Below are 11,811 nucleotides of genomic sequence, written 5' to 3' on the forward strand. Positions count from 1 at the left end.
AGGACATGGCTGCCGTAACATATGAAGACGCCTACAAGGTGATGCAGGAGATTTTCGAAGATCTTGCGGATGATCTGGGCGAGGATGAGATCGAGCTCACACCGGAGAGCAAGGTGCTCGACCTCGGCGTGGAATCGATCAGCCTTGTGTACCTGATCTCCGAGCTGCAGCAGAATTATGGCCTGGGCGACCAACTCTTCCGAAAGATGCGGGAAGAGGACCGACTTCTTAAGGATATGTCCGTAGACGATATCCTAAAATCTGTCGTCGAGCTGAGCGCCCGGCAGAACGCCTGAGGAAGGACTGGATATGTCAGAGACGACCATTCAAACCGTCATCATCGGTCTCGACGGCGCGACCTACGATATGCTCGACCATCTGGTGGCGGACGGGATCATGCCAAATCTTGGCCGGATCATGGAGGAGGGCGCGCGCGGCATCCTCGCCTCGACGATCCATCCGCTCACGCCGCCTGCCTGGGCGACGCTGATGACCGGGCGATCGCCTGGCAATCACGGGGTCTTTGACTTCATTCGTGTGGACCGCGAAGGGTCCAAGCCGAGCTATACGCTCGCCACCTCTGCCGATGTGAAGGTCCCCACGATCTGGCAATTGGCCAGTGCGGCGGGCAAGCGGGCGACGACGCTGAACTATCCGGTGATGTTCCCGGCCAAGCCGATCGATGGTGTGGTGATCCCGGGTTATGTGCCCTGGTCCTATCTAGGCCGCGCGATCCATCCGCGCGAGACCTTCAAGATGCTGAAGGCGAAGGGTGTCTTCAAGGCCTCCGAGATGTCCACAGATTGGCAGCATGAGCGCAAGGCGGTGCAGGGTCTCTCCGAGAACCAGCTGACCGATTGGGTGGAATTCCACATCACGCGGGAGCAGCGCTGGCAGGACATCCTCCTGACGCTCATGGAGGAGGAGCCGTCCGAACTGACGGCGGTGCTCTTTGATGGCGTCGACCGGATCCAGCATCTGTGCTGGCATCTCATCGACCCGGTGACCCGAGACGATTACATGACGCCGGACTCCGTGGCCGCGCGGGAGCTTGTCCTGCAGTATTTCCGCAATGTGGATGACTACATCGTGCAGATCATCGACAAGGCCGGGCCGCAAGCGCAGGTGTTTATTGTTTCTGATCATGGCTTTACCCGCTCTGGTACGCGCATCTTCTACGCCAACACCTTCCTCGAACATGCCGGGCTTCTGTCCTGGAATGACGGGACGCCGATGGATGATCAGGGCCGCGTGGCCCTTGATGAGAATACCGAGGCCAGCACGCTGATCGACTGGACCAGCACCAAGGCCTACTCCCTGAGCTCTTCCTCCAATGCGATTTTCATCCGCCGTGCGGCGAACCCGGGCGATCCCGGAGTGACCGATGCGGAGTATGAAGCATTCCGCGATGAGCTGATCGCGCAACTGCTGGATTTCAAGGATCCCGACACGGGCAAGCCGGTGATCAAGTCGGTCTTCAAGCGCGAGGATGCCTTCCCGGGCACGCAGACGGACCGGGCCCCGGATCTGACTCTGCAGCTTCATGATTTCAGCTTCCTGTCCGTGCTGCGCGCGGACCAACCGATCAAGGATCGGCGTGTTCCCTATGCCACCCACCATCCGGACGGCATTTTCGTGGCTACGGGCCCCGGCATCGCGGCCGGCGCGCGGATAGATCCGCTCTTCATCGCCGATGTGGCGCCCACCGCGCTCTATTCCTGCGGGGTCGAAGTGCCGTCGGATATGGAGGGCAAGGTTGCCGTGCAGGCCTTTGCCGAAGGCTACAAATCGGACAACCCGATCCGCTACACCGAAAGCGATGAGGCCGCCGCCGGGGAAACCGATGATGCCGCGCTGACCGGAGATGCCGAGGAGCAGATCCGCGAACGCCTGAAATCCCTGGGGTATCTGTAAAACCATGCCCAGAGCGTCCCTCCGCGGGCAGACCATCCATTATCAGCAGGTCGGGACTGGTCCCGATGTGGTGCTGATCCATGGGTTGTTCTGCAACATCGCGTTTTGGTGGTTCCGCGTGGCCCCGAAACTCGCGGAGACCTGCCGTGTGACCGCGCTCGATCTGCGCGGACATGGGTTCTCGGCCATGTCGGACGAGGGCTATCGCACGGTGGATCTTGCGGGGGACGTCATCGCCTTGATGGAGCATCTGGGTATCCAGGACGCCCATGTGATCGGGCATAGTTTCGGCGGCGCGGTGGCACTGGCGGTTGCGACGCTGGATGACGCCAAGGTCCGGCGCCTCACCCTTGCGGATGCCTGGGTGCCGTCCTTGCAGGCCATGCCGCCGCTGTCGGATACCAGTGCCTGGCCTGCGTTGCAAAAACGCTTGCGGGCCCGTGGTATCGTGATCGAGGGCGAGCTCCCGCGCGTCGCCCATGGGTTTTTCGAGGAACTTCTCGAGACCGATGCCGATGGGGCGAACGGCCAGCCCGGCGGGTTCGGGGATGCGGCTGTTTTGTCTGCCATGCCGGTCAGCACGGGCGCGAAACGACGGCCCTCCCGGGCCATGCGGCGCTGGCGCGAATTGATGGCGCGGACCAATGCCCATGAGGAAATGCATGATCAACGTGGCCTCGAAGAGGAGAAGATCCGCCTCGTCCGCCGCCCGGTGGACCTGATCTACGGCTCCCGCTCCCGCTACCTCAAGACACGCGACGGGCTGGAGCGCTTGATGCCGGACACGACCACCGTCACAGTGCCCAATGCCGGTCATTTCTTTCCCTTGCTGAAGCCCGACGCCCTGTTACACGCCCTCGATACCGGTGAGATCCCGGCCCGCCCCCTCCGCCGCAGACAAACCGAGCGAGCAAGATTTTGACGAAGCCGACGAAAGCTGCTGCACCTGTGACCGATGAGGTTCCCCGCGGACGTCAGCCCCACCCGGATGCGGGCCCGGCGCTGACCGCGGGTAATTTCCGACGTCTGGCCAAGAACGGGATCGGCGATCCGGCCAATGCCTATGTCCACGGGATGGAGTATTTCGAGGGGCGGCTCTATTGCGGGATGACCCGCAACTCTTTCAAACTGCTCAACCTTTTCCCGCCGATCGATCCGCCCGCCCTGGATCCATGGCCGGTGGATGTGCCGCCCAACGTGCGCGACCTGGACATGCAGGGGCAGATCTGGCGCTGGACGCCGGAAGGCGACAGTTGGGAACTGGCCTATCGGTCCCCTCTGATCGAGGGCAAGACCGGAGAGGAAGCGCCGCGCGATCTCGGCTATCGCGGCATGCGCGTCTTTCAGGGCAAATCCGACAGCAAGCCCAACCTCTATGTTTCGACCATGTCCACGGTTCTGCGGGGCTGTGCCGCCCATGTGCTGCGGTCTGAGGACGGGTTGAATTTCGAGCCGGCCTGCGAGCCCGGCATCGGCAATGACAACATTTCGACCTTCCGCGAGCTGGTGGATTTCGACGGCTATCTCTACGCGCCGCCCGCGGGCGAGGGGATCCAGTTCAACTCGAACCGGACCGGGGTGCTGAAGCGGTCGAATGACCCCAAGCCGGGCAATTGGGAAGTCGCCTGCGATCTGGGGTTCGGCGACAAGACCAATAACGGCATCTTCATGATGTCGAAGGCGAATAACCAGCTCTATGCCGGGACCTTCAACCATTACGAGGGCTACCAGGTCTGGACCACGCCCCCTTGCGGCGACGGCCCGCTGAAATGGCGCCGGGTGATCGAGAAGGGGGCCTATCGCGGCCCGCTCTCGGAGATCGCCATGGGCATGGTCGAGTTCAACGGCGCGCTCTATGTGGGCTCGTCGATCCAGAACGGGGGCTATGACCGCACCAATCTGGTGGGCCCGGGCGCGGGGGAGATTATCCGGATCTGGCCCGATGACAGTTGGGATCTGCTGATCGGCATGCCGCGGGACACGCCCGACGGGTTCAAATACCCGCTCTCGGGGATCGCGCCGGGCTTCGACAATATCTTTTCCGGTTACACATGGCGCATGTGCGTCCATGACGGCTGGCTCTATGTGACGACCTTTGACTGGTCGGTCTTCCTGCAATACGCCCACCGTCCGTCGCCGACGGCGAAGCGCTTGGTGGACGCCGTGAGCTTCGAACAGCTGGCAGAGGTTGGCGGCGGCTTTGAGTTGTGGCGGACCAAGGATGGCGTCAACTGGCAGCCGGTGACGATCAACGGTCTGAACAACCCCTATAATTATGGGGGGCGCACCATGGTCTCGACCCCCCATGGCCTCGCGGTCGGCACGGCGAATGTGTTTGGTGGCAAGAGCCCCGCGCGCTTTGCCTCCGGGTGGCAATATGTCGAGAACCCCGATGGCGGGACCGAGATCCTGCTCGGGGATGCGGGGATCGAGCCCTATTCCGCGCCTGAGCGTGCGGCGCCGGTCGCCACCGAAGCGCCGGAGGCGCGCTGCGATGTGGCGATCCTCGGGGCGGATGGCTATCTCGGGCGGCACGTTTTGCCCAAGCTTCTGGCCAAGGGCTATTCGGTGCGCGCGCTCGTTTCCGAGGACCGGGCTGACAAGCTTAAGGCTGAGCCGGGACTGCAGGTCATGGTGGGCGGGCTCGACACGCCCGGCACGCGCGAGGCCTTCGTCAAGGGCGCGCGGATCGTGCTGCACATGTCGGATCAGCAGCCGTCATCGGGGTCCTATGAAACGCTGCGGCAAGTCAATGTGGCCCAGACCCATGAGCTGTTGCGTGCGGTGAATGCCGAAGAGACCTGCGACCGATTCGTATTCTGCAGCTCGGTGGCCTGCTACCAGAGCCAGTTCATCGAAAAGGAATGGCCGATCCATGAGAGCGCGCCCTTGCGCGTGGATGGGGGCAATGATCTGGCCGATTACGGCATGACCAAGATCGCGGGGGAAAATCTCACCCGGTTCTACAGCAAGAAGTTCGGGTACGAGCATGCGATCCTGCGGCTCGCCTTGGTCTATGGGATCGGGGATCCGGTGATCGACCAGATGGTCCGGGCCGAGGCCCCGGATCCTGAGTTCGGGCAGGATGATGCGGGCAAGTTTCCGCGCCAGTTCGTCCATGTGTCGGATGCGGCCGAGGCGATCCTGCGGGCCTGTTTCGAGGCGGATGCAAAGAATGACACGTTTACGGTCGCAGGTCCGGACGTGGTCAGCTATCGTGATATCGGGCGCATGACCCGGATCGCGATCGGGCGGGCGACCAATGACGACATGGATCCGGACCGGACCCGCGTCTGGCGTCGGTATGTGCAGCAATACGATATCTCAAAGGGAAAAACACATTTGAAGTTCTACCCTTCGGTTCCCTTTGCCGAGGGACTTCGTGCTATCGTTGAAGCGGCACAATCCAAGGGCGAGCTGCCACGCCCGGGGCAAAAGCCCCGCTTGGCGGAAACCGGGCCCGTCCCATCTGGGCGGACCGGCACAGATCAGGAGGCGGCGCCGGGGCAATCGGCGCCGAACGAGGACCGAGGCGCGGCCATCAGCGCGCAGTGATTGTTTGAAGTGATAAGGGCGACAGAAGTCGTTCAACGAAACAGGAAGGAGTGAGGACAATGTCCCAAACCCCAGATTGGACCCCGAATGTTCAGCAGGTCGGAGGCGACCAGAACGAAGCGATGAATTACGTGCGCAGCCTGATGAAAGAGGGCCGCAATGACGAGGCCCGCGCCGAGCTGCAGATGATGATGGAAGCGGACCCGTCGGACACTCGAGCGATGCTGGCCTATGGCGTGTCGCTGGTCCGCGAAAAACGCCTGGATGAGGCGGCCCCTTATGTCGAGCGCGTGCAGGAGATCGAGCCGACCAATACCACCGCGGCCCTCATGGCGGCGCAGATCGGTGTGCGCGGCGGCAATTCCGAATATGCCGAGGCGAATTACCACAAGGCCTTGCAGGTCGACCCGCGCAACATGCGCGCGCTGATGGGGCTGGCGCGCCTCCACAGCCAGAACAAGAAACCCGAAGCAGCGATCGAGGTTCTCAAGACCGCCGTGGAAGTGGATCCGCAATCGGCGCGGGTGCGGCGTCAGCTCGCCGCGCTTCTGCGCCAGAACAGCCAGGCGGATGAGGCCAAGGCGCAGCTCGAGCATGCGCTCGCCGCCAATCCGTCGGACACTGGGACCGCGGTGCAACTGGCCAATGTTTGCATGCGCGAAGGCAACAAGGCCGAGGCAATCTCGATCCTCGAGAAGGCGCTTGAAGGGCAGCCGGGCAACCGCCGCCTGACCATGTCCCTGGGCCGTATGAAGCTGCGCGCTGAGGACTACGAAGGCGCCGAAGCGGTACTGCGTCCTCTGGCATCTGCCGAACGGGGGGCACTGGCAAGGATCGCGCTGGTCCAAAGCCTGATCCCGCAGCACAAGCTGAGCGAAGCACGGTCGTTGCTGGCGCGCAGTTCGCGGGGCAACAAGACCACGAGCCTTGTCCATCGCCTCTATGGTGATGCCTTCGTCGAAGAAGAGAAGTGGGAATCCGCGGAACAGTCCTATCGCGCGGCTATTTCCGCCATGCGGCAGGGCGGCGACACGCTTCTGGCCGAGGTCGACGCGGCCAAGGCGGCCAATGCCGGTGCGACCGGCGCGGCGCTGATCCAGATCTACAAGGATGTGTTTGCCGCCAAGCGCGCCGAGCAAGTCGCAGCCCGCAAGGATGAAGATCCGCGCGCCCGTCGCCGCGCCCGTCGCGCCAAGCGTCAGGAGAACCGCGAAGGTCCGAATGCGAACCGTCGCCAGCAGGTGCTGCAGCGGCTCGCCCAGCAGCGCAACGGTAACAACGCGAACGGCCAGGCGCCGGGCGGGTTGCGTGCTCGGATCCAGGAAAGGCGCGCCCAGCAACAAAACGGCGCGGCAGCCGAGACCGCGGGCGGATCGGCCGTCACCGGAGAGGTTCTGCCACCCCAGGGCCAGGGCCGTCGCGGCAATGGCGGTGTGATGCGCAACATCCTCCAGCGCCGCCGCGGCAACCGCGCTCCGCAGAACTAAGCCAGACGAAAACCAACCGTTCCGGGCGCGCGCGTGCCCGGAACGACACCCCACCGGAGAGACCCCAGCGTGCGCATACTCGTGACCGGACCAACCGGTGCCATCGGGCAATACGTGCTCGAAGCCCTGATGCAGACGGACCACGAGGTCCGGGTCCTGTCTCTGCCGGACAGCATGCACCGCATCAATTATCGCGACCGGATCGAGATCGTGATGGGGGAGCTGTCGGACCCGACTGCCATGGCCGAAGCCGTCGACGAAATCGACATTATCTACCATTGCGCTTTGGTCGGTCCGCCCCCGGCGAAATCGGCCAAGCACATGATGCATGTAAACGCAGACGGGACCCAAAACCTCATCGATCATGCCATCGGCAAGGTGAAACGCTTCGTCCTATGTACCTCCAGCGTGGTCTACACGTCCCATGAGAAACCCTGGCAATGGCCGGTGACCGACGAGGCGCATCGCGAACCCTTTGGTGGTGCGCAACAGATTGCCCATTCGGAATCGCTGATGGCCGCCGAGGATGCGGTGACCCGGGCGCATCTGACCCATGGTCTCGAATATGCGATCCTGCGTCCGACGCTTGTGTCAGGGCGCAAGAGCCACTTCATCGAGCAGATGGTCATCGCCGTGTTGCGCCAGCCCGATGGGCTCGACACCCTGCGCCAGGTCTGGGACACGATGCAATGGGTGCATGGCTCGGATGTGGCCTCTGCTGCGTTGCTCGCGGGGGAGCATCCGAAGGCTGCGAACCAGCGCTACCTCGTGGCCAATGACGAGCCGATCACGATTTACGATGTGCAGGCCCTGACCTGGGACATCATGAATGTCGGCAAGACAGATAACCCATTTCGCGATCTGGCCGCGCGTCACAATCTCGGGCTGCGCAAGTATGATCCGGCCAAGCTCCACGCTTTGGGCTGGACGGCGCGAATGGATGTCAAAGCCTGCATTTCTGAGGTTTTGGGCCGTCTAGAATTCTATTCATCGGCGGGCATCAAATTGCCTCCGCATCTGATCGGCGACTGAGCGCGTGAAGGGGAGTGACCAACGATGAACGTGCTTGTCACCGGGGCGGATAGTTTTCTTGGCCAGCAGTTGATCGCGGCGCTGCGCGCGGCCGGGCATGGCGTTACGGCACTGTCCCTGTCCGAGGAGCCGTCGCGCTTTGCCGATGATCCGCGGGTGATCTGGCGGGCCTGGCCGAGCCGCAAGGATGTGTTTGCCAAGCTTCTGGACGGGTGTGAGCTGGTGCTGGCCGTGGATCTTGCCGAGCCGCCCTCTGACCCGGACGCCCTGCGCGACAGGCGGTTGTTCAAGCTGTTTGCTGCGATTGACGCGACACCCGGCATCCGTCTCGTGGTTCTGGGCTCGACGGAAATCTATGCGGCGCCCAAGGGTGTCGCCGGGACCCTCGACGAAGATGCTCCGCTGCGCGAGCCCTCCGAATTGTCCGCGTCAGCGCGGCTGACCCTTGAGGTCGAGGCACGCTTGGCAAAGAGCGAGATGAACTGGGCCATGCTGCGCGCGCCCTTGATCCTCCACGCCGAGAACCCTGCCGCCTTGTCTTTCGTGCGGGGCATCCTCGTGGAGGATGCAGCCGCGCCCGGGCGCTTCCAACCGGTGGAGAGCCGCGATGTCATCGCCGCTCTGACTGCGGTGGCCCGCGCGGATACGACCAAGTGCATGGCCCTCAACGTGGCAGCGCCGGTCGCTTTTTCCGATCGCGTTCTGGATCAGGAACTTGGGCGTCTCGCCCGGATCCTGACCAATGAGGCCGAGGCCCATGACGCATTGCGCCCGGCTCATCAACCGACCGTTGCGGTGATCTCGACCGAGGCTTTGACCGATCAAACCGGGTTCAAACCGAGACACCCCATCTGGCCCGCGTTGTCGCAAACCGTCCAAGCGGTCATTCGCGAATTGGGGGCCGAAGGTCTGCTGGAGGCTTTGCCACGCAAGAGCGGTTTCGTGTCCCGCGCGCTCGAACTTGGGGAAACGCCCCTGGCCGGCAAGGTCGTGGTGATCACGGGCGCAACCCGCGGCGTCGGACGGGCGACGACGCTGCTTCTGGGGCGTCTGGGCGCGACTGTCGCCGCGGTCGACAGCAATGCGCGGAGCGGCAAGGCCCTGATGCAAGAAGTGGAAACCGGGTTTAACGGGGTCGCCGGGACCTTTCTCGAAGCGGATCTCTCAAGTCTCGAGGCGCTGCGCGATGTGGCGATGGATCTCTCCGCGCGCCACCCGAAGATCGACATTCTGATCCATAGCGAAGATCGCCGCTTCAACACACGGCGCGAGACGGAGGAGGGGCTCGAGATGACGGTTGCCCTGCACCATATTGCGCCCTTCCTGTTGTCGAACCTTCTCGCCGCGCCCCTTCAGGCTGCCGATGCGGCGCGGGTTGTCATGGTCAGTTCCGATGAACATCGTGACGCCACGGGCGCCATTGCCGAGGAGGGGGCCTTTCAGGGCACCGATGCCTATGCCGAGGCGAAGTTTCAGAACCTGCAGGCAAGCTATGTGATGGCCCAGTTGCTGGAGGATAGCAGCGTCACGGTCAATGCGATCAACCCCGGCGAGGCGCGGCCGGAGGCGGCCGGTGACGGCGAGATCCCGGACCAGCCGCAACAACGCGCGACATCGGTCAAGGAATCCGCCATGGCCATCGTGACCTTGGCCTCGGCGCCAGACTTCGCTGGAAAGACGGGTCTCTATCTGGAGATGGAGACGATCGCGTCCTCGGCGCCGCGCACCTATGACGAGGACGCGGCCTGGCAGGTCTGGGAAGACGCCGCGCGTCTGACCGGTCTTTCCGCAGTGCAACAAAACGCCTGACCGCGCGCCGTCGCGCCTGCATCGGTCAGGACCGACGCGGGTCTGCGGCGGGCTCGTCAGAGGCCGCCGCCATGGCATCTGGGCTCAGAGCTTCGAGCGGAAAAAGCTGATCGCCGCACCCGCGCCGTTCAGATCCCCGCGCGAGGGCCCGAATGTCTTCTCGCCGCGTTTTCCACCGGCGTGGCCGGGCCACCAATGGCCCATATTCGGAACGGCGCAAACGGTCACCTCGGCCCCGCCAGAGCAGCTCTTGTAGCTTTCGCAGCTGGCCCCTTTCAGGCGCGAGCTGGACGATTTCCCGCCGCAGCCATTGGCGCCCTTCCAGAAACTCGCCATCTGCCCGACCGAGGGAAGCTCTGCGCCGCGTCCGGTTTTATTTAACGAGCTTTTGCCGCCCTGATAGGGGGCAATCGTGTCTTCAAGCCCATGCATGATGAAAACCGAGACAGGCGATCCGCGCCCGCATCCGCCCAGATCCTGTTTGACGGCGCCGCCCCCGGCGATCCCGCGGAACCGGTCCGGCATCTGGCATGCGACCTGCTGGCTCATGACCCAGCCATTGGAAAACCCGGCCGCGAAATTCCGGCTCTTGCTGATCGGTCCGAAGTTTTCCAGATCCTTGAAGATTGCTTTCACGAAACCGAGGTCATCGATATTGCGCCGCTGTGCCGGGCCGCAACAATCGCCGCCATTCCAGGTCCGGCGGAACCCTTCGGGATAGACAATGATGAAGTCTTCCGCCCCGGAGGCCCGGTGCAGATTTGCCTGATCGACGAAGCCCTTGCCGGAGCCAAGCGCGGGGTGGAACGCGATGATCACGGAGGTTTCGCGCCCCGCGCGCACACGGTCGGGAACATAGGCGCGATAACTCCGCTCCCGGTTGCCAACCTTGATCGTCCGCTCGACCACCTCGAATTTCGCCTCTGCCGGCGTTGGTGCGGTGGTGACGGCCACTGCCGCGAGCAGGGCAATGCAACTGAGCTTGAGGGATATGTATCTGAGAAGTGTGGTGCGGAGCATCATCATACCTTGTGTAACGTTGACCAAGGTTACCCTACACCACACCCCCTTGCTATCCGATAGTGTCAGGCCGGCGCGGCGTCGAACTCTTCCACCGGATTGGCGAAATCGTTCCCGATTGTCCCGTCTCTGATCAACATGACGCCAATATAGCGATGGGTCGTGCCGGGGCAGGGAATCGCCTTGATGTTCGGCAGGCGTGCCACGTGGAGGCTCTGCGTCGTATCGATCGCATCCTCCGGCGTGTAATAGAGACGCACGGCCTTCACCTTGTCCGGGTTCGCCTCGATCAGCGGCCAGGCGTCGAGATAGCGCGGCTCCATCCCCTGGCTGGTATAGAACTCGACCATGCCTTCCATGGCACCGGGCACACGCTCACCCGCGCCATTGAGCGCGTCACGGGTATTGGGGTCGACGAAGGTCACCGTGCCAACGGTGATCACGTCATCGCAGCCCACCAGATACCCGTAGATCAGAGCGGCATAGCCACCGATGGAGGCACCGAACATGGTCACCCGCTTGGGCCCCATCTTCTTGATGAAATACTGCAGGAACTCGACGGTTTCGTCGAGATCATTGCTCAGACCGAGGATGCCGTTATGGAATCCGGTGTGAACGCTGGTTTCTCGAAGGAAAAGAAAGGTTTGCGGGAGGTCGCGGGCATAATCCTTGAAGTCGAAGGACTTGCGTCGCACCGCGGCGTTTGAACTGAACATGATGATAAGATGATCGGGATCGCCGTACTGAACGGCGGCGCATTCGGAAATAAATTCGAGACTCATGAGGGACCTGTGTCGCTGAATAGCTCTGGGAGTGTGGACTAGGATGTATCACTACATCGCAAGCCTAGGGTGAATTCTAGCTTAAGATCTACGCATTTGCACGAACTGCGTCGTTTTGCAGGCGAAAAAACACCGCTGCGCACACCAAATAGCAGTATCTTGTTGGCAGTCTTCTTCATGGCCCGGGGTGGCCCTCCCTGACCGGCGATGCG

At 62.8% G+C, this 11,811-nt stretch carries 9 protein-coding genes; 7 read left to right on the forward strand and 2 right to left on the reverse strand.

Going from position 1 to position 11,811, the window contains the following annotated elements; genetic code table 11:
• Positions 1-5: 5 nt before the first annotated feature.
• From ACP15I_RS01530 to ACP15I_RS01560, 7 genes are all read left to right on the forward strand, one after another.
• Positions 6-296 carry an acyl carrier protein gene (locus tag ACP15I_RS01530; RefSeq protein ID WP_424964729.1) on the forward strand — a complete coding sequence of 97 codons (291 nt, stop codon included), beginning with the start codon at positions 6-8 and terminating at the stop codon, positions 294-296.
• Between the two features lie 13 nt (positions 297-309).
• Positions 310-1,914, forward strand: coding sequence for an alkaline phosphatase family protein (locus ACP15I_RS01535; protein WP_424973624.1), 1,605 nt, complete (start codon positions 310-312; stop codon positions 1,912-1,914).
• A gap of 4 nt (positions 1,915-1,918) precedes the next feature.
• Positions 1,919-2,836: an alpha/beta fold hydrolase gene (locus ACP15I_RS01540; RefSeq protein ID WP_424973625.1), complete on the forward strand. Its 918-nt coding sequence runs from the start codon at positions 1,919-1,921 to the stop codon at positions 2,834-2,836.
• A 26-nt stretch (positions 2,837-2,862) separates the two neighbouring features.
• Positions 2,863-5,469 (forward strand): NAD-dependent epimerase/dehydratase family protein, encoded by a 2,607-nt coding sequence (locus ACP15I_RS01545; protein WP_424964726.1) that lies wholly within the window; start codon positions 2,863-2,865, stop codon positions 5,467-5,469.
• A 59-nt stretch (positions 5,470-5,528) separates the two neighbouring features.
• Positions 5,529-6,956, forward strand: coding sequence for a tetratricopeptide repeat protein (locus ACP15I_RS01550; protein ID WP_424973626.1), 1,428 nt, complete (start codon positions 5,529-5,531; stop codon positions 6,954-6,956).
• A gap of 81 nt (positions 6,957-7,037) precedes the next feature.
• The gene (locus tag ACP15I_RS01555; RefSeq protein ID WP_424973627.1) at positions 7,038-7,988 is read left to right on the forward strand and encodes an NAD-dependent epimerase/dehydratase family protein; all 951 of its coding nucleotides are present in this window, start codon (positions 7,038-7,040) and stop codon (positions 7,986-7,988) included.
• 24 nt (positions 7,989-8,012) lie between these two features.
• Positions 8,013-9,797, forward strand: a complete 1,785-nt coding sequence (locus tag ACP15I_RS01560; RefSeq protein ID WP_424973628.1) for an NAD-dependent epimerase/dehydratase family protein — start codon at positions 8,013-8,015, stop codon at positions 9,795-9,797.
• 84 nt (positions 9,798-9,881) lie between these two features.
• Here the strand turns inward: ACP15I_RS01560 and ACP15I_RS01565 are convergent, their stop codons facing one another.
• Both ACP15I_RS01565 and ACP15I_RS01570 read right to left on the reverse strand, forming a co-directional pair.
• Positions 9,882-10,817 (reverse strand): alpha/beta hydrolase family esterase, encoded by a 936-nt coding sequence (locus tag ACP15I_RS01565; RefSeq protein WP_424964722.1) that lies wholly within the window; start codon positions 10,815-10,817, stop codon positions 9,882-9,884.
• A 65-nt stretch (positions 10,818-10,882) separates the two neighbouring features.
• Positions 10,883-11,599: a hypothetical protein gene (locus ACP15I_RS01570; protein WP_424964721.1), complete on the reverse strand. Its 717-nt coding sequence runs from the start codon at positions 11,597-11,599 to the stop codon at positions 10,883-10,885.
• Between the last annotated feature and the right edge of the window lie 212 nt (positions 11,600-11,811).

It is taken from the genome of Dinoroseobacter sp. S124A, assembly GCF_049801015.1.
GTDB lineage: Bacteria > Pseudomonadota > Alphaproteobacteria > Rhodobacterales > Rhodobacteraceae > Dinoroseobacter.